16 protein-coding genes are annotated in these 18895 nt (G+C 38.8%); 9 read left to right on the plus strand and 7 right to left on the minus strand.

Annotated features, from left to right (window positions below):
- Positions 1 to 171 precede the first annotated feature (171 nt).
- Positions 172 to 789 carry a hypothetical protein gene (locus OQZ33_RS03845; protein ID WP_265797739.1) on the minus strand — a complete coding sequence of 206 codons (618 nt, stop codon included), beginning with the start codon at positions 787 to 789 and terminating at the stop codon, positions 172 to 174.
- A 4-nt stretch (positions 790 to 793) separates the two neighbouring features.
- Positions 794 to 1357, minus strand: a complete 564-nt coding sequence (locus OQZ33_RS03850; RefSeq protein ID WP_265797740.1) for an RNA polymerase sigma factor — start codon at positions 1355 to 1357, stop codon at positions 794 to 796.
- Here OQZ33_RS03850 and OQZ33_RS03855 point away from each other — a divergent pair.
- The 3 genes from OQZ33_RS03855 to OQZ33_RS03865 all read left to right on the plus strand — a co-directional run bounded on the left by OQZ33_RS03855 (position 1322) and on the right by OQZ33_RS03865 (position 3626).
- Complete coding sequence (locus tag OQZ33_RS03855) at positions 1322 to 2101, plus strand: MutS-related protein (protein ID WP_265797741.1); 780 nt, start codon at positions 1322 to 1324, stop codon at positions 2099 to 2101. The genes OQZ33_RS03850 and OQZ33_RS03855 overlap by 36 nt on opposite strands.
- Positions 2098 to 2421 carry a MutS-related protein gene (locus OQZ33_RS03860; RefSeq protein ID WP_265797742.1) on the plus strand — a complete coding sequence of 108 codons (324 nt, stop codon included), beginning with the start codon at positions 2098 to 2100 and terminating at the stop codon, positions 2419 to 2421. The genes OQZ33_RS03855 and OQZ33_RS03860 overlap by 4 nt, the downstream gene beginning before the upstream one ends.
- Positions 2422 to 2633: 212 nt before the next feature.
- A complete protein-coding gene (locus OQZ33_RS03865) occupies positions 2634 to 3626 on the plus strand; it encodes a hypothetical protein (RefSeq protein ID WP_265797743.1) in 993 nt (330 codons plus the stop codon).
- Positions 3627 to 3922: 296 nt separating this feature from the next.
- Here OQZ33_RS03865 and OQZ33_RS03870 read toward each other — a convergent pair whose 3' ends face one another.
- Together OQZ33_RS03870 and OQZ33_RS03875 are read right to left on the minus strand one after the other, a co-directional pair.
- A complete protein-coding gene (locus OQZ33_RS03870; protein ID WP_265797744.1) occupies positions 3923 to 6271 on the minus strand; it encodes a mechanosensitive ion channel domain-containing protein in 2349 nt (782 codons plus the stop codon).
- A 269-nt stretch (positions 6272 to 6540) separates the two neighbouring features.
- Positions 6541 to 7017, minus strand: coding sequence for an SRPBCC family protein (locus tag OQZ33_RS03875; RefSeq protein ID WP_265797745.1), 477 nt, complete (start codon positions 7015 to 7017; stop codon positions 6541 to 6543).
- A 371-nt stretch (positions 7018 to 7388) separates the two neighbouring features.
- Here OQZ33_RS03875 and OQZ33_RS03880 point away from each other — a divergent pair, with 371 nt between their 5' ends.
- Together OQZ33_RS03880 and OQZ33_RS03885 are read left to right on the plus strand one after the other, a co-directional pair.
- Positions 7389 to 7595: a hypothetical protein gene (locus tag OQZ33_RS03880; protein WP_265797746.1), complete on the plus strand. Its 207-nt coding sequence runs from the start codon at positions 7389 to 7391 to the stop codon at positions 7593 to 7595.
- A gap of 32 nt (positions 7596 to 7627) precedes the next feature.
- Positions 7628 to 9022, plus strand: coding sequence for a transposase (locus OQZ33_RS03885; RefSeq protein ID WP_265798004.1), 1395 nt, complete (start codon positions 7628 to 7630; stop codon positions 9020 to 9022).
- Between the two features lie 320 nt (positions 9023 to 9342).
- Here the strand turns inward: OQZ33_RS03885 and OQZ33_RS03890 are convergent, their stop codons facing one another.
- The 3 genes from OQZ33_RS03890 to OQZ33_RS03900 all read right to left on the minus strand — a co-directional run bounded on the left by OQZ33_RS03890 (position 9343) and on the right by OQZ33_RS03900 (position 11435).
- On the minus strand, positions 9343 to 10044 hold the full coding sequence (locus OQZ33_RS03890; RefSeq protein ID WP_265797747.1) for a sulfite exporter TauE/SafE family protein: 702 nt from the start codon (positions 10042 to 10044) through the stop codon (positions 9343 to 9345).
- The gene (locus OQZ33_RS03895; protein WP_265797748.1) at positions 10041 to 10469 is read right to left on the minus strand and encodes a FixH family protein; all 429 of its coding nucleotides are present in this window, start codon (positions 10467 to 10469) and stop codon (positions 10041 to 10043) included. Before OQZ33_RS03895 ends, OQZ33_RS03890 begins: the two co-directional genes overlap by 4 nt.
- Positions 10470 to 10544: 75 nt before the next feature.
- The gene (locus OQZ33_RS03900; protein WP_265797749.1) at positions 10545 to 11435 is read right to left on the minus strand and encodes a 4Fe-4S dicluster domain-containing protein; all 891 of its coding nucleotides are present in this window, start codon (positions 11433 to 11435) and stop codon (positions 10545 to 10547) included.
- A gap of 587 nt (positions 11436 to 12022) precedes the next feature.
- On the opposite strand from OQZ33_RS03900, the gene OQZ33_RS03905 reads away from it, so the two are divergent.
- The 4 genes from OQZ33_RS03905 (at position 12023) to OQZ33_RS03920 (ending at position 18886) form a co-directional block, all read left to right on the plus strand.
- Positions 12023 to 12655 (plus strand): RNA polymerase sigma factor, encoded by a 633-nt coding sequence (locus OQZ33_RS03905; RefSeq protein WP_265797750.1) that lies wholly within the window; start codon positions 12023 to 12025, stop codon positions 12653 to 12655.
- Positions 12656 to 12754: 99 nt separating this feature from the next.
- The gene (locus OQZ33_RS03910; protein WP_265797751.1) at positions 12755 to 13909 is read left to right on the plus strand and encodes a FecR family protein; all 1155 of its coding nucleotides are present in this window, start codon (positions 12755 to 12757) and stop codon (positions 13907 to 13909) included.
- A 220-nt stretch (positions 13910 to 14129) separates the two neighbouring features.
- A complete protein-coding gene (locus OQZ33_RS03915) occupies positions 14130 to 17489 on the plus strand; it encodes a SusC/RagA family TonB-linked outer membrane protein (RefSeq protein ID WP_265797752.1) in 3360 nt (1119 codons plus the stop codon).
- Positions 17490 to 17500: 11 nt separating this feature from the next.
- A complete protein-coding gene (locus OQZ33_RS03920) occupies positions 17501 to 18886 on the plus strand; it encodes a RagB/SusD family nutrient uptake outer membrane protein (RefSeq protein ID WP_265797753.1) in 1386 nt (461 codons plus the stop codon).
- The last annotated feature ends 9 nt before the right edge of the window (positions 18887 to 18895 follow it).

An 18895-nucleotide genomic window follows, 5' to 3' on the forward strand; every position in this document is an offset into this window, starting at 1 on the left:
GGTGACGTTAAGATTTAAACCTGTGCTGTTTTTTTGACTTTCATCCCCGCGATTGGCCGCTCAATCATCATCAAACCATAAGACGATACTAGTTCCTCGAACGTAAGTTGGCACAATTCACATCTTAAAAAAGATCCCGCAGCCATTGGTGTTTTCATTATATTTTGAGTGTTATTCATTTAGGCTCTTCGTTTCAAATTCAATGAGCTCTGCCAGATGAGCCTCGGATTTTTTTAAGGTCCTATCGTATTCTGCGTAGGCTTTTCGGCTTAAAGCTATCATAAGGGAAAGCGCAACACAACCAACCAAACAAAAGATTGCTAACGCCTTATTGCTATTAAACAACGAAAAATTGTAAACAATTTTAATGAAAATAGGCACTACACTTAAAACCCATAATGCAACTAGAAAGATGTCGTACCTGGCATTTGCGGCCAAATGAATCCTAAATTTGCAAATATTCTTTTGTAATTGGACTATCGAATCATTATAGTCAGGTTTTTCTATTGATAAATGAGAGATAAATGACCAAAGCATTGCCATGCCACCGAATATCGCCGGTACGCTGTATTCAATTGCACTAATCATAAAAATAGCCATGCCAATTGATATAAAGCAATAAACTAAGGCCATATTCCTCCCTAACAATGATATGTTGATAATCTTGCTAAATTCTCCGGCTGCATTCTCTATATTCATTTTCATCAATTGTGTGTTGTTAAGTCTTATTCTGCTATCTAAGTTCTTGTCATCTGCTTGCCAGAGATTTTTTAATTCGTCGAGTTCCATATACCTAGTCATTTAATAATGAAATGCTTTCTTTCAATTTTCTTTTACTTCGGTTAATCTTAGTTCCCACATTTGTTTCCGTTAATCCAATGATTTCTGATATTTCTTTATAGCTTTTATCTTCTAAATAAAGGATAATGATTGCTTTATTTAGCTCATCAAGCTTGTTTATAAATTTATATAAGAGCTGCGTTCTATAGGTATTCTCTTCAGAACAATTTTCTTCCTCGGAAATTTGAAAGACAGCATCATCATAAGGTTCATTAGTCTCCTTACGTTTCACATCTCTTCTATAATGCGATATTGCCACATTCAGAGCTATTTTGTATATCCAGGTAGATAGTTTGAATTCCTGGTTATAGTTTTTAAATGACTTCCATAGTTGGATTATAATTTCTTGCTCAAGATCTTTCCTGTCGTCCAAATTTCGGCAATAAGAATAAGTCACTTTATACAGAAGTCTCAAGAGGGACGGTGTTAGGTTTTTTTTGATAACCAAATTAATTTTGATATCAGAAATGAAGAAATCGATTTGATTGATTTCTATCTTGAAAGCAAATTTAAGCACTTTAAAAATAATCCACTTGATGCTTTATCGGATTACTTAATACGTAATTCTAGTAATAATTATTATATTATAAAAACTGGGCTCAATTATCTTATCAAGACTACAAAATACATTTTAAACTTCATAAACGATCAAAAAGCAAATAATCCTCCAACATATCTTCATGAAATTTTCGATGAGATTTTTGATACCATTGATGGAGGTGTTTTGATGAAAGCTTCATTGCTCAACGAAAAACATCTTCGTTTCTTAGCTGTAACAAAGTTAGACAGAGCTATACGCGGAGCAGAAAAACATAATATTAAAAAATTCCTACAGCTGATGTATGAATTAGACGTTTTTGAAAATGTCGCTTTAGTTGCTGCTTCTAAAGAATTTTCGTTCCCGATTTTTAATATTGAGGAAGATTTAAATATATCTATTACTGGCCTCTTTCATCCTTCGATTAAAGAACCAGTTAAAAATGATCTCCAGATAGATGTTACTAAAAACATAATATTTTTAACAGGATCTAATATGGCTGGAAAGTCCTCGTTGTTAAAGTCCCTGGGGTTAACAATTTATTTATCTCACCTAGGCTTTCCCGTCCCAGCAGAGGAAATGAAATTGAGTGTGCTCAATGGTTTGGTAACTACAATTAATCTTCCTGACAATATCAACGATGGTTTAAGTCATTATTATACGGAAGTAAAGAGAGTAAAGGAGGTTGCAGAAATTTTGTTAAGAACCAAAATGTTTTTGTGATATTTGATGAGTTATTTAGAGGAACTAATGTAAAGGATGCCTATGATGCATCTTCTCTAATTATGGCGGAGCAACAAGCTATTCAAAATTCAGCATTTGTTATCTCTATTCACATCATAGAGCTAGCTACTTCTTTAAATAACTTTAAAAATATCTCATTTCGATACCTAGACACCTATTTTGAAAACAAAAAACCGATTTTTACTTATTCTCTTAAAGAAGGAATTTCCAACGAAACTTTAGGAATGTATATAGTAAAGAATGAAGGGATTGTGGAAGTCTTAAAACTGGCTGCAAAAAAATCTTTATATAAATCTTAGTTTTCTACTTTCAATCTTTAAATTTGATTTTCAAAACCTGGGGATTTTCTTGTTTGTAATTTTAGATATGAATTTTAGAGTATCTTGTCTCAAAAAACGAATGTATTCTGCCCCTCTTACCACTTCCTTTTACTAATGATTTCATTAAATATCAGCAAAACCAAATCGCTCATAAAGTGTTTAGATGTTTAAAAAATCTAAAGCCCTTGTCATTGAAATCATTATCGAAAACCCGTTGGCGGATTGAGCCGGACCGTATAACAGTTTACCCATATGGCCTATCCTATATTCTTGCTGCCGTACTATCCATTTTTTTCCTGAGCGGATACCTGGTCTATCTTTATTATCTCCGAAATTCTTTTACTTCTTCCCTGCCAATACTTATTATCCTGATAACGGTCGTTACCCTATTCATCCTGTGGGCGGGCACATCTGTAGAGTTTGACATTAGTGCGGGCGTCATGCGAAAAAAAATAATGGGCTTGCTGACCATATCTTCCCTTCCATTTTCTAAAATATACAGTATTTCACCTGTTTCCAACATGGCTGGGTCCTATACCTACAGGCTATTTAAAAAAAATGATCGATATGGAAAAGGGATACTGGTATCATCCAGTTATGGAAAAAATGATGATCCCAATGCAATCGCCTTTGTCGATGAGGTAATCACCCCTCTACACCGTCATCTGGAGGCGCATGATAGCCTGGGAGATTTCGCCCCACAGTATATTGATGAGTATAAGTTTTTTATCCCAAATGGTGGCGCATACACTCTTAAAAGAAACAGAATCGGCAGCCTTTTACTTGGCGTTTGTCTTTTGGCTATAGGCATTCATGAAATTACACCCTATGCATGGCTGGGCGGCGGCTTTAATATCGGGAGAGTTTGCTTTCTGCTCTTTACCCTGGTTGGAGGACCAGCGATTATCCTGTCGGGTTTTACCGAAATTACTCTTGACAAGGGTTCCAGAATGCTCACGCGAAAAAACCCTATCGGATTGGGGAACAGAACTTATTCATTTGATGATTTCAATGGAATCCAAACGGTTAGAAAATCAACTAATATGATTTATTCGGGAACCGATGTACAGGTATATTTTTTTAAACCGGGAAGCCAGAAAGAAGATGTGTTGGTTCTATCAAGTTTTTTTAGTACAAAAAAAGTGGAACGTTTTGTAGCGGAAGTAAACAGCATCCTTCTTTAACAAATCATATAGTCAGAACAGACCGGTAACTCAAATCAAAAGAAATTAAATATTAGCAAACGATTAGTTAAATAAGCTATTATCAAGGGCGACCCAAATTGAAACTCACCAAAGAATATAGATCTAATGCTTTTTTCTTCAGGTTCCGTATATTTATTAAATCTTCATCTGGAAAAATTAAAAAATGAGACTGGGCTTTTGCGCATTGGCAAATAGTAATTTGCACAAAACAAGAAAATATGCAGGGATTTTCTTCAAAGCGTTTACTCAACCTATCTGATGTAACAAATCGCGAATTACATCACTTTGATATCTGCTTCCTGGAAAGCAACCATGATGCGCAAAAGAGTCTCGCTTTTAAAGGCGGCTTCTACATACACATTGTTAACCCAAACTAAAACTTTAATTTCCACACTATCGGCTGCCAAATTATTAACTAAAATTTCTGGTGGGAGCTTGTTTACGGTATGGACTGATCCTTTGATCACTTCGGAAATGATTTCCTGAACCTGCTGCATGTTAGCGGTGGAGCTTACTTTGATTAGTAATTCGGATTTCAGATAATCATTGCTCAGCGTCCAGTTGACCAACCTGCCGGAAAGCAAATCACCATTTGGGATGATCACTTCAGAGCCTTGTGGCGTGAGTAATTTGCTCGACCGAATACCAATATCCTGAACCTTACCTTTTTTATCTGCAAGTTCAACATAATCACCAATACGGAAGGGTTTCTCGAATATTAAAATAATGCCGGAAACAAAGTTGTTCACAATATTCTGCATACCTAATCCAATTCCAACACCAAGTGCGCCCAAAACAACGGTAAGTTTATCCATCGGGAGGCCAGATGCGGTAAAAGCTAGAAGCAGTCCAATCACGATAATGATTAACCGAAAAAGTGCCACTTTTGAACCCTTATGATCACTGGCGCCATCGAAACTGATTTTTTGTTCGCCAAAAAATAGCGGCACATGTTTTTGTAATTTATTGGAAACGTATATAATAATGAAGAAGAAAAGCACATTTCCAAGCGAAAAGTGGATGCTGCCGAAACTTCTTTCTTTGGAGAGTACGCCAGTCATCAGGCTATAAATCCCGGATGACATCCCCAGATTATTAAATAAGATTAAAAGCCAAACAATAAAACTGAATACCTTAAGTACCTTTTTGAACTGCGATTTCATTGCATCAGGATTTAACCTGGAGAAGAAACCTTTATTGCAAGAACTTATTTTGATTTGTAGTTCGAGTGCATCCAGCATAATCTGGATAAATACAGCCAGCGAAATCATTTGCGTCAGATTAATGACCCCAGCCATGCCAAAGACTTTAGATAAGCTGATTCTGCCAAACACATTCATGATTATCGCCAGTCCGTTCATCAATACCAGCACCCAGATAACTAATTTAATGAACCTTTTGGAAAACTGCGGAATTTTTGTTTTCCCATACATCCTCACTCCTAAAAATAGAAAACCCACATGGATGGCCAACAAAATCAATCTCGGCAAGAGCGCCTCACTGATCAGGCTCGAGGCAAAAACCAGGAACACAAAGCCACCGAGAATCATAAACCACAACCTTAGCGCCTCTTTTGGCAAAACTCTTCGCAAGTGGATGGTAATCAAAATCATTAAAATAAGTTGTACCACCTCGATAAAAATAGAGGGTGCATCGGAGTGAAAGGCGAGCAAAAGACATAAAAGAACAATGGAACTGGCCATAATGGGATAAGCCCGCAAATAGTCGAATTTGAGTTCTCCTATCTTTCGCTTAACTGATAAACGACTTGCTGTTACAAAGTTCCGGTGAACCCAGATAAAAAAAGCCAGCACAACAATCAGTAACACAACGCCGGTATCCCAGATTGAATTGATAAAATATTGGAAGATTTCTCCCTGTCCGAAATAGGCATCGGACAACCTTGAACCAATTTGGCTAAACCCAAACAGTTTTAAAGGTGCTGACCAAATGTATGGAACTTCTCTATTGGCCGCAATCCGTCCAGATTTTTCCAGCTGGTCATCAAGGGCAACTTGTAAATCATTTACCTCACTGCTCATGGAAGAACTTTTTGCTAAAAGCTCGCTTACTTTTGAAAGGTTTTTGCCTGTAACCTCTCCAGTTTCGTGCAAACGGGTTTTTATTTGCAAGAGTTGAGGTCTGTACAACATTTTTTCTGATTCTTCCTGATCTGCAAGAAGCAGCGAATCGGAACTGAGGTCAATTACCTGTTGCGACATTCGCTGAAGTTCAGAATTGGTTTTGACCAGGCGTGCAGAGATTGCCGAAAGTTCAGTCTGCACATCTTTCAAGATCAGTTTAAAACTAACCAGGCTTCTGCTTTCTGCATTACCTTTTCCGTTGCCAAAATCCCTTTTTACGGAAGCAATACTGGAACCAAGTACTGCCAGCCGATCTTGAGTTGCACTCACATCATAGCCTTTTTTATTGGCTGCATTAATTTCCGTAATGGCTGCCTGGGCAGTCTGGATTCTGAACAGCAATGTGTCAGGGATAACCTGAACAGAATCCTGAGCTCTTTTTAAAGAATCTTGTGCCCTGGATGATCCTACCCAACACAGCGAGATTGTCAATAAAATGATAAGATTCAGTAAAGCTTTTGGAACCTGGGATTTATACATTTTTTTAAAAGTGATTTGAGTTGATAACGGGCCATGATTCTGGCGTCTGCTAAAATAGCAGATTATCAGTTTTGCTTTAAGTTTATTTGAAAATATCAATTAATGAGCTCACCTTCTCCCTAAATTTGGTTACCTCATAGACGGCATGGCATTGTCGCGATTGAAGAACATGACTTTGCATATAAATGGGAAAAAATCGCTCGTTGATGTTATTCGAGATGCCCATTCCAACATCTCAAATAACAACAAAACTGGGATGCTTTAAGCAACTAATGTTGTGCTGATTCTCCGTTTAATGCTTCTTTTTCCAGATAAGTTTTTAAAGCTTCCAGCGCTTCTTTCCAACCTTCCTCGTGTGGATGTATTCCTTCAGTTTCACTTTGATTCTCCTGTGTGATCGTTATTTCGGATCCCTCTCCCGCAGCTTCAAAGCCAACGGTAAGCAGATAATTACCATTTTCAAGTGCTGCATCATCAACTATCCAGTTCCAGGTATAAACCAGTTTTTGTTCTGGAATTACAGATTGATACGTACCCTCGATGGTTAATTTACCGGTGGTCTCGGCTTCACTTTCGAAATGATACGCAACTTTTCCGCCTTCCTTAATATCGTTCTCTACATTTGAAAGTGTTTTCCCTGTTGGTTTCCACCAGGCTTTCAATGCAGATTCATCCGTCCAAGCCCTGAACAATGTTGCGGTGTCAACATTAAATTTTTCACTAATTTTAATGGGTTCATTTTTCATGTTATTGATTTAAGAGTATAATTTACAACATCAAAAAACTGGAAAAGTTCCATTAATCTAAACTTGACAGGTGGCTATTGCGTGTTAGCTTGACAAGGAGATCAACGTAGAAGGTTTGAGTTTTAATCTACCCTGCCTATTAAACCATTCGCCACCGTTTCTGACTTATCGATACTAAGACACTCCATTAAAACAAAGTTTAGTCAAATATCAGGCGGTTAAAGGTTGTTTTTAAATAAATAAAGCCTTAACAATCGAGTTGTTAAGGCTTTTTTGAGTTTGGCTATTTACTAGTCAATAAAAAAAAGTAGCCGTAAATTTGGTTTTACGGCTATTTTTTTAGATTTTTATATCTAGTTAAAAGACTAGATATGGGTTACCCAACGAAAGTACAGGTTATTAAGAGGAAGACAAGTGAGCAGTGGTACGTTAATTTTCCGGCAGCTGTTGCCCAGGCAATTGAGTTCAAGCAGGGCGAGATTGTGGAGTGGATTATCGATGACAACCAGCGATTGGTGCTTCAGAGAAGTGATGAGTCCGTTGAGGACCTTAAAAAAAAACTCCCCAAGAAACCCTGATCGGAAGCTTCAGATCGATTTTTGAGGGTTGCCTGCCAGCTTTTAAACAAGCCAGAACTTTTGAACGTGCCAGGTCTTTGGCAATGGGTGTACTGGGATGTCTTGGCCGGTGTACCATTACCGGTATACTCTCAGCCAATGGCAACCAGTTCAGGGACTGGTCTGCAGCGTATAGATTGTTTAAGGATGACAGAATGAACCTTGATTGTATCTTCGGGGCTGTAAGAAGAGGTGTCCAGAAACTTAATTTTTCTTTAAAAGACACGAATATCTATGGCCACATGGACGATACCCTGTTTCGTAAAAAAGGAAAAAATGTATTCGGAACCTCTTGGTTAAGAGATCCTTTAGGGCCACCTTTCGCAAATAATTTCGTCTGGGGCCAAAGATTTATACAGGTTTCGCTCTCGCTGTTAGAGAATGGATCCTCTGGTTCTTCAAAAGCAATACCTGTAGATCTTGTCCATTGCCCCGCCACCAGGAAACCTGGTAAGAATTCTTCACAAGCGGAAGTTGCTGCTTTCAAAGAAACCCAGAAAAAAGCCAAGCTTAGTGAAATCGGTATTCAGCGCATTGTTAAGTTAAGGACCGATCTGGATAGCGATGGGCACGCAGAAAGGAAGCTTATCATGAGCGTGGACGGAAGCTATACCAATGAAACAGTGATAAGAAAGCTCCCTGATAACGTTGATCTGATAGGCAGGATCCGAAAAGACTGTAAGCTTTATGCACTTCCCTGTGAGCAACCCCAGGGATCCGGCAGAAAAAAGTATTATGGAGAGGAACTTCCCACTCCGGAAATGATCCGACAGAACCTTCAATACCCCTATATGGAAGTGAAAGCCTGGGCAGCAGGGAAAATCAGATCCTTTGATGTCAAGGTTATCAGGAACATAAGATGGAGAAAATCAGGACAGAAAAACCTAATGCTTGTTATAGTAAGACCAGTCGGCTACAGGCTCACTAAAAAATCAAAACTACTTTACAGGAACCCGGCATATCTGATATGTACCAATCCAGAAATGGAAATAAGTACGCTGTTGCAGAGCTATATAAGAAGATGGGAAATAGAGGTTGGTTTTCGGGATCAGAAAACGCTGATCGGCTGTGGGCAGGCCCAGGTTAGGTTAGAAGGTGTCGTGGAGAAAGTACCTGCGTTTATTTCAGCATGCTACGGAATGATGCTATTGGCTGCTCACGAAACGGACCTGGCTGAAAAGGTTTCTCTGCCAGGGACAAAATGGTATAACAATGCCATAAGAAAAAGAACAACAACGGGAGATATATTAAACAGATTTAGAGCAGAAAAATGGATGGAGAGCATCAAAATCAATTTTTCCGACTTCGTGAACATAGAGAATAAAATAGCAAAATTGGAAAAATTAGCAAATCCTGTATTATCTTCATTATTTTACATGAGAAATTAGCCAAACTCAAGAAAGCCTTAACAATCGAGTTGTTAAGGCTTTAAATTTAAAGTACCGTACCGATCAGCGGGAGTACTTTCAATATTTGAAAGCCTTTCTACTTCTTATTGAGCCCATAGTTGATGATTTGAAAATGAAAGGGTTAATTTAACTCTTGAGAATTTAATGAAAATTGCAATCAAATGACACACCTTCATCGGGAAACTTTGAACCAAAAAACTTGATATTATGCAAAGTTTTGCTTTCCTTAAAAATTATTTAACAAAGCGCAAAGTTATTTAATGGTGGCAACTGCCTTTCAGGTTTTATCAGCGATATTTTTATCGGCAATCTTTTGCTTGACCATACGTACTGATAGTCCTTTGGGATATAAAGGGAACACCCAAATCGGCCGACCTCAAGATAAGTAAGGTACCCATAAAAAACATAAACCAGGGGATAAGTTTGTTGGTATTAAAGTGGATGTATTTCTTCAGAAAGATCCCGCCTAACGAAATCATAAGCATCAGTGGTGCGGTACCCAATCCAAAGAAGAACATAAAAGTACCACCAGATTTAATACTACCAGTATTTAAAGCAGTTGCAAGTGCTAGATAAACCATCCCGCAGGGGATGATGCCATTAAGCATTCCGGCAAACAATCCCCACAATGGCAAATTGAATACTTTTCCCATAAGTCTGCTCAGCGGATTGAGCGCCTTTAACTGAAGCTTTGCGAACCTATTTCTGTAAACAGCATTAAACTGTAGCGCTGTAAATAAAATCAGTATACAACCGATTAAGATACTCAGCATTTTCTGATCACTAAAAATGCGGATACTGCTCCCTAAAGCACCCACCAACAATCCTAACACAGTATACACGGCAATTCTGCCAAATTGGTACAACAAAAGCTGTAATCCACTTTGAAAGAAATTCTGCTTCGCGAATGGCATACCCAGCATAATCGGCCCGCACATTACGGCGCAATGAAGGCTTCCGAAAAGTCCCATCAAAAATGCCAATGGTAAAAAATCCATCATAGGGTGATGTTACTTTTAAACAGATAATCTTTGCCTGAGAAGTGCCACTGGAGGTTTAAAAACCACGTTCCCTTAGGCATTTTAGTTTTATCAACCAGAATAAGATTCGCCGGCCCTGAGGTCCTTCCCTTTAACTTAACATCATCGTTGCTATTGGCAGGCCGCATTAAAACAAGATCGTATTGTGCACTATCTTTTACCTGAATGATAATCTGAGTTTTTGTAATGGTAATTTCCGGACTGGCATTATCGTCTATAACGTTCACTTTGGCATTGTATTCTGCATTATAATTGATTCCCTTTTCGTAATAATTTTCTTCTATCAAGGCATCTCTTCCGTGTACATGGAACATGTAGACTACCATCCCCCCAATAAACATCATGAATGTAGGCATACCCAATACTATTTTTGTTCCCCAGTTCATATCTCTTTTTTTAATTTTGAATGAGTAATTGTTCACATGTAATTATTATTTCCGATCCTTCAACCACTCTCTAATTCACTCATTCTCTATTTCAATTCCTTCCGGTTGCGCGAAAAAACTTGTAGTTGCTGTGCTTAAAACTTTGCCATTTGCAATAATTTCAAAAACGGCATCGGTTTTATATTTTTTAATGGCATTATTTTTCCTGATCAGAAAAAAAGTAAGGTGTACCGAGCCTTCTTTTGGTAAAAGATCAGCTTTTTGGATGAAACTAATTTTGTCTCCCTTTTCCTTCGATCTGAAAGTAAACTTTACAGCCTTATTGGTTTTGTTGATCAGCTCTGCATTATAAAGATTGCTCGTTTTATCTGCTCCCCTACTCTGGTATAAAGTACCACTTGCTCTCAATACCGTGGTCTGGATATCTTCTCTTTTATAGATCAGTGAAGAAAAAACCATCATTACCACAAACAGTACCGCAGCGTAACCGTAAGATTTTAAGCCAATTTTATAGGGTTTACGTTCGTTAATAAAATCCTGATTGAAGAAACCGATCAGATTTTTAGGTCTGTTTATTTTAATCTTTACCTCTTTACATGAATCGATACAGGCAGTACATTTTACACATTCGAGCTGTGTACCTTCGCGAATATCGATACCCGTTGGGCAAACCTGCACGCAAAGTCCACAATCTATACAGTCGCCGGCTGTTAATTCATCAGCATTTTTTTGAAGATGACCACGTGGTTCGCCCCTGGCAAAATCATAGGCTACCACCAAACTTTGATTATCTAACAAAACGCCCTGTAACCTACCATACGGACAGATTACCGTACACACCACTTCGCGTACATAGGTAAATACCCCATAGAATATAAATGTAAATAGCCAGATGGATACAAAGCCCGAAATATGGCCTGAGACGGGCCCCACTATAATTTTAAGGAGTACATCCGAGCTGATCATGTATGCCAAAAAAGTATTAGCAATGGCAAACGTACAGACAGGCTTTTGGAATGCAGGGCTGGACAAACCAACTTATTTTACCCCATCCCACCAATCTTTAATTATTTGTAAACATATTAATAAACAGGGTTTTATGAAGAAAATATTTTTGGTGAGAAGGAGTCAATTGGCTTCGGTTTATCCATCATACATGTTACGCCCCAGTTTCGAGTCGAAAGAAGAGGTTTGGGTTTTGAAATCTTTGCGAAGATTTTTTACTTGGAGTTTTAAATACTCAATAGGTGTCATAATACATTCCTGTTTAGACCTACTTAGTTATCCTTGGTATCTGCGTTCGTAATCTTGTTTGGATAATAAGTGCACAAACCAATTCATTTGACCCCTTTCTGCCAATTCACTAAAATGCAGTCAAGCAAAACTTTACAGCAAATTTATTCCCAGTGAAACCTTATATTCCTAAATTTTAGTCATCAAAAGCCGATAAACCAGTTTGGTCAAATATCTTGATGTTCATCACTTTTTACCAACAAGTTATATATGTCAAATTAGATTTACCTTCAAATGTCTGAGATGGAAATTTCAAGGTTTTGAATCAATTTGTAATTATATTCGGCATCGCAGAATTTATGTTTTCTTACTCAAAGTTATCGGATAATGATCTTCTTTCGCTTCTAAATGAAGGGAATGAACTTTCTTTTTCTGAAATTTACAATCGTTACTGGGAAAAAATGTATTCATATTCGATTCGTTTAACGAAATCACAGGAAGAATCTGCAGACATTGTTCAAGAGATATTTATTTCTTTATGGAACAGAAGATTGGATTTAGCAGTCAAAGGAAGTCTGGCTTCATATCTGATCAAAAGCGCTAGAAACTTAAGTCTCCGCTACATCGAGCGGAATATTCACCAAACTGACTTTGCCGAAAAAATTAGCGAATTTACTGCCGACACCAGCCTGAATATTGAAGAAAGCATTTCTATAAAAGAACTGGAAAAACAAATTGAGCTTGGAATTAGCAAACTTCCAAAAAAAATGAAGGAAGTTTATATTTTAAGCCGTGACGAGCAATTATCCTACCGGGAAATAGCAGTAAAATTAGAAATTAGTGAAGGAACCGTGAAAAAACAGATTCATAATTCACTAAAAATCATTGCCGAATCTTTAAATGGCAAGCTTTCGTTAGCGATAACAGCATTGTTTCTTCAACTTTTGAAATAAAAATCCATTTAGCCAATTTTTTTTTTAAAAATAAATCTACCACCAAAGACCCTTTTTTGGAATACATATTATATCATCCCTACATTTTTTTTGAAAACTATGAAAAACCATCACATTAGAACATTATTGCAAAAATATCTGGATGGGAAGACCAGTGCGAAAGAGAACTATTTGGTGGATTCTTTCATAGAAGACCAATTGTTGTCAAATTCATGGAATATCTCAGCGGAAGAAAAAAAAATGCTTGGTGCAGATTTAAAAAATAAAATTGATCAAAAATTATCAGCTGATAGAAGCGATGGCTTAAAAAATAAAAATCTGTCAAATCAAAAAGGGAGAAAATTATGGCCAATCATTGCCGCTGCGGCAATGATCACCATCATTAGTTTAACAGCGCTTTATTTCATCAAAATAAAAAAACAAGGGCTCGAAGTAAAGTTTACAACTGATATCAAACCTGGTAAGAATCAAGCGCTACTGACTTTAGCAGATGGAAGAAAAATTAATCTCTCTAACAGTATTAATGGAGAACTGGCCAATGTTGACGGAATAAGTGTAAAAAAGACCGAGAATGGCGAACTGGTTTTTTCCATTGCAAAATCCATTTATCCGAAAAAGCCAGATCAGCAGAATATGGTGGAAACTCCTTTAGGTGGCCAGTACAAGGTGAACTTGGCTGATGGAACCCGAGTGTGGCTGAACGCCGGAACAACGTTGAAATTTCCCAACCAATTTAACGGATCGAGACGTACAGTGGAACTAGATGGTGAAGCTTATTTCGAAGTAGCAAAAGATCATGCCCACCCATTTTGGGTTAAAAGCGGTTCACAAAATGTTAAAGTTTTAGGAACCCATTTCAATATAAGCAATTACAGGAACGAGCCACATATTAAAACGACTCTTCTTGAAGGTTCCATCAAACTAGATAACGGCTACATTCAAAAATTAATTGAACCGGGTGAACAGGCCACTTTAACTGGTAATGCCTTTGAAGTAAAGTCCGTTGATCCTGCCCTGGTAGTAGACTGGAAAAACGGAGAGTTCCGCTTTAAGAATGAAAATCTTAAAAGCATTTTTCGTAAGCTTTCCAGGTGGTATGATGTTGACTTTATCCTGGAAAATCGCAGCACGCAGCTGCCAAATTTCACTGGCTCAGTATCTCGTTTCGATCAGATATCAGTGATACTCAAAATGCTGGAAGAAACGGGTAATGTGAAATTCCATATCAACGGAAAGGTCATTACCGTAAAATAACAGGATGACTTTAGGACTAACCAACCTAAATACCAATACATTAATCAACTAAATAAACCAAAACATGAAAAAAGAAGTACCTCCACCGCGTTAATGAATCAAAGGGTTTAGAAGAAAAAACCATGAACGTGTTACCAGCACGTCCATGGCAATATCTGAGTTAACCCTATAAAAACAAATTACAAGTTCCATTTACGCATTAACCCAAACAAACGAAAATATGAATTTTAATTCCTTTAACCAAGGAAGGCATTTGATGCGCCTACCAAAAAAAATCATGCTTATCATGAAGCTTACCATTGTTTTCATGGCCACCATCATCTTAAATGTTAGCGGCAGCAGCTTCGCACAGAAACTCACCCTTTATGGAAAAAGCGTGAAGATAGATCAATTGTTCAAAGAAGTAGAGAAACAGACCCATTACCGAATTCTATATGCGACGAATATTCTTAATGATGCTGCGACGATAAATGTGAATTTTAGAAATGCGCCACTAGATCAGGTACTTAACTATGTCCTAAAAAACAAATCTTTAACCTATACCATTGAACGTAATACCATATTAATCAAAAAGGCTGAACCTTCTTTTTTTGATCAGATCAGTGCTGTTTTTTCCAGTGGAAGATTTAATGGAAGAATTGTTGATGAAAATAAAAATCCCCTTGTAGGCGCTACAGTTACGGTTAAAGGAACCAAAAGATATGCCATAACGGGTTCAACAGGTTCCTTCATACTTGACCTGGAAGAAAATGATGTATTGGTGATCTCCTATATTGGCTATGAAACAAAAGAACTCCGGATATCACAGAGCATATTACAAAGTGGGGTGGCTAGTCTGCTTGACATCAGCTTAAATGTTTCTGCAGCTGCCTTGGATCAGGTTCAGGTTATTGGTTACGGAACCACCACAAAAAGAAACAATACCGGATCGGTAAGTTCCATTACTGCCGAAGATATTGGTAAACAAACTATAGAAAACCCATTATTAGCTTTACAAGGCAGGATATCTGGTGTTCAGATTACTCAGGACAATGGCTTGCCGGGAGCTGGCGTAAGGATGAATATCCGAGGAGCATATTCTGGATTATCAGGTGCCGGATTCATTCCACTTTACGTGATTGACGGAGTACCCTTTACGCTTTTTAATGGTGCTCAGCCCGCCTCAGATAACCTTAATGCCAATGGATTTTCTTCGGCAAATGGTGCGGTAAGTCCTTTTAGTATGATTGCCCCGGAAGATATCGAACGCATTGATATCCTCAAAGATGCTGACGCAACTGCGATTTATGGTTCACGCGGCTCAAACGGCGTTGTACTGATCACGACAAAAAAAGGAAATAAAGGTAAAACCGCCTATAATTTTAATCTCAATAGCGGGGTTTCTAATGTGTCAAACTATATTCCGATGATGAATACCCAGGAATACCTCACCATGCGGAGGGCTGCTTTTGCAAAAGCAGGCGTTACACCAACCGCCGCAAATGCGTTGGATCTGGTGAGCTGGGATCAAAGTGCCTATACCGACTGGCAGAAATACTTCATCGGCCACACCGCACAAACCACGAATTTAACAGGCTCAGTATCCGGAGGGAATGCCCAAAATTCATTTCTTTTTTCTTCAACCTACCGCAAACAGGGTACCGTTTATGGTGGTGATTTCGGCGCGACAACTTTCTCTGGAAGGCTTAATGCAGGCCACAAAAGCATTGATGGAAGATTCAGCATTGATGGCTCTGTGAATTATGCCTATATGAAAAATCTTCTCCCCAATACTGACTTAAGCGGTATATATGCCCTGGCTCCTAATTACCCGCTGTATAATGCCAACGGAACATTAAACTGGACATCCACCAGCCCGCTTTCCTATGATCCTAAAAGAACTACTGCCCAAACGAGCAATTTATTCACCAATGTGAATATATCATATAAAATTCTGAATAATCTCTTGGTACGGGCCAATCTGGGTTATACCTCCACCAGGCTCAAGCAGCAGCAGATCGATCCGGCAAGTTCTCAAAACCCTGCTAACTCACAAGTTAGCACGTTAAGATTTGCGGATAATAATAACGACAATTACATTGTTGAACCCCAAGCAGTTTACAACACCAAAATTGGTGAGGGCAATCTTGAGGTGCTGGTGGGAACGACCTTCCAGAAGACAAATGCGACAGGTATTTCCCTCAGCGGAACTGGATATAATAACGAAGCATTGCTTTATACGTTAACCGGTGCCTCTGCAGTTACCACCTCCTCAAATGCTAGCAGTATTTATAAGTACAATGCAGTCTTTGGCCGATTAAATTACAATTGGAAAGGCACATACATCATAGATGGAACTTTTCGCAGAGATGGCTCGTCACGCTTTGGTGCAAATAACAGGTTTGGAAATTTTGGCGCCGTAGGGGCATCCTGGATTTTCACTCAAGAAGAATTTTTAAAAAATATAACCTTCCTGAGTTTCGGTAAATTAAGGGCAAGTTACGGGATTACCGGAAACGATCAGATTCCTAATTTTCAATACCTGGGTCTTTATTCCACCTCGGGTTCCGCTTATAACTACAATGGTGCAACAACGATTATCCCATCAAACATAGAAAATCCCAACCTGAAATGGGAAACCAATAAAAAGCTTGACATTGCCATAGAGCTTGGCTTTCTCAAAGACAGGATATTTTTAAAAGCAGATTATTACCGCAACAGGGTTTCCAATCTGTTGAATTTTATCACCACCCCTTCTCAGATCGGTACAACGGGATATACCGCTAACCTTGATGCGACTATCGAGAACAAAGGTTTTGAGTTCGAGCTGACTACCATTAATTTGTCATCAGGAGATTTCAAATGGACTACCAATATAAATCTCAGTATTTTAAGAAATAAGCTTGTTAAATTTGACAATCTTGCAAACACTTCTTATGCAAGCACCTATGTTGTGGGCCAACCAACAGATATCAGGAGATTTTATCAATATACAGGCGTCAACCCCACTACAGGGCTGGCAACTTTTCAGGATCTGAACGGAGACGGCCTGATCAGTTTTGCGGCTGACCGTTACATCGGCGATTATGGCCATCCTTATTTCGGGGGCATGAATAACAGCATTAGCTATAAAAGCCTTTCACTTGACTTTATGTTCCAGTATAATCACCGCTACGGCATCCTGAATTCTACGCTCGGTTTTAATCCGCCTGGAATTAATTATACCAACCAAAGTACCGCGCTGCTGGATCGCTGGACAGCAGTAGGCGATAATGCCCTTTTCCCGGCCGCTTCAGTGGTTAACGATGCATCTTATAGCAATCTAGCCTCATCAGACGTGAACTGGGGAGATGCTTCCTTTCTTAAACTAAAAACTGTAAGCGTGAACTATAATTTTTCTAAGGCATTGACCAGCAGACTGAAGCTGTCCAATCTCAGTGTTTATATTCAGGGACAAAACCTGTACACGTGGGCCAAGCAGAAGTATACTTACGATCCTGAATCTACCGTACCTGGTACAGGTCCGGGACTTGGAACCGGTCAATATATTGCAGCGCCGCAATTGCGTACAATCGTATTTGGTTTAAACTGTTCATTTTAATTAATAGCCTTATGAAAATTAATATTATCCCATTCAAAAATATAGTGCTGCCGGCTTTGCTTATCCTTTCTTTTGCCTCTTGCAAGAAGTTTGTTGAAGCAGACCTGGCCACCAACCTGATTTCAAAGGAAGATGCCTTTGCAACCGATGCTTCGGCGACAAGTGCCACTTTATCTCTTTATTCTTATTTCCCTACCATTCAGGCGATTCAATACCAGAGCTGGTTGGGAGGCTTATCTTCTGATGAGCTACAAAACACCACGGCTAATGCAGAGCTGATACAATATTCACAGAATGTGGTTGCAACCACTAATTCTTTTTATCAGTTTATCTGGAATTATCCCTACCAAGTGATTAGAGAGTCTAACCTAATCATTGACGGAGTGAATAGATCTACTGGGATTTCCCCGGCAGTAAGAAGCCAGCTGACCGGTGAAGCTAAGTTTTTCAGGGCATTGATGTACTTTAACATGGTAAATTGTTTTGGGGGCATTCCCATTACTTCTGATGTTAGCGAATTGAACAATTCATTTACACCAAGAGCTACCCTGGCAGAGAATTACATGCTCATTATTGCAGACCTGAGAGATGCGCAGAATCTCTTGCCGGAATCCTATACGGGAACGGCCAGCTTAAAGGTCCGTGCCAATAAATGGGCTGCAACTGCGCTACTTGCAAAAGTCTATCTCTATAATCGAGATTACGTGAATGCGGAAGCAGAAGCGGGAAAAGTAATCAGCTCAGGAACCTACACGATGGCTACACTTGGTAATGCATTTATTACAAGCAGCCCAGAAACAATTTTACAACTGGCTACCCTATTCGGGGCTTCGGGTTTTACCTCCTATCGCACCACCAGCTCTGCGAATAATGTTGCTCCTCCGGCCTATGTGTTAAACAACAGTTTCACAAGGGACTTTGAACTGAATGATAACCGAAAAACATCCTGGGTTGATTCTACTACCTTCAACGCTGTAAAATACTATAGAATTAATAAATACAAAGTTCAAACAGCAACCGCAGCAACCTTAGGTAATGAATACACAGTTTTGTTTCGTTTAGGAGAACTCTACCTAATACGTGCTGAAGCTAGGGCACAACAAAATAATATTGCTGGTTCACAAAACGATTTGAATGTGATCCGAACAAGGGCAGGACTTGCCAATACACCGGCAGTAACTCAGACCGGTTTACTAGCAGCGATAGCGAGAGAAAGAAAGCTGGAGCTTTTTGGAGAATATGGAAACAGGTGGTTTGATTTAAAAAGGACAGCAACAGCAGATGCCGTTCTTGGTCCAATAAAGTCTACTTATCGCTCAACGTCCCAGCTCTTCCCAATTCCCGCAGCCCAAATTTTATTAAATGCCAATTTAACCCAGAACCCAGGATATAACTAACCCGTTTGC

Source organism: Pedobacter sp. MC2016-05 (assembly GCF_026239735.1).
Taxonomy (GTDB): domain Bacteria; phylum Bacteroidota; class Bacteroidia; order Sphingobacteriales; family Sphingobacteriaceae; genus Pedobacter.

What these genes read in the sequence shown, in the direction of transcription:
- OQZ33_RS03845 (WP_265797739.1), bottom strand. Translation starts at nt 789, where the DNA reads ATGGAACTCGACGAATTAAAAAATCTCTGGCAAGCAGATGACAAGAAC.
- OQZ33_RS03870 (WP_265797744.1), bottom strand. Translation starts at nt 6,271, where the DNA reads ATGTATAAATCCCAGGTTCCAAAAGCTTTACTGAATCTTATCATTTTA.
- OQZ33_RS03875 (WP_265797745.1), bottom strand. Translation starts at nt 7,017, where the DNA reads ATGAAAAATGAACCCATTAAAATTAGTGAAAAATTTAATGTTGACACC.
- OQZ33_RS03880 (WP_265797746.1), top strand. Translation starts at nt 7,389, where the DNA reads ATGGGTTACCCAACGAAAGTACAGGTTATTAAGAGGAAGACAAGTGAG.
- OQZ33_RS03890 (WP_265797747.1), bottom strand. Translation starts at nt 10,044, where the DNA reads ATGATGGATTTTTTACCATTGGCATTTTTGATGGGACTTTTCGGAAGC.
- OQZ33_RS03895 (WP_265797748.1), bottom strand. Translation starts at nt 10,469, where the DNA reads ATGAACTGGGGAACAAAAATAGTATTGGGTATGCCTACATTCATGATG.
- OQZ33_RS03900 (WP_265797749.1), bottom strand. Translation starts at nt 11,435, where the DNA reads ATGATCAGCTCGGATGTACTCCTTAAAATTATAGTGGGGCCCGTCTCA.
- OQZ33_RS03910 (WP_265797751.1), top strand. Translation starts at nt 12,755, where the DNA reads ATGAAAAACCATCACATTAGAACATTATTGCAAAAATATCTGGATGGG.
- OQZ33_RS03915 (WP_265797752.1), top strand. Translation starts at nt 14,130, where the DNA reads ATGAATTTTAATTCCTTTAACCAAGGAAGGCATTTGATGCGCCTACCA.
- OQZ33_RS03920 (WP_265797753.1), top strand. Translation starts at nt 17,501, where the DNA reads ATGAAAATTAATATTATCCCATTCAAAAATATAGTGCTGCCGGCTTTG.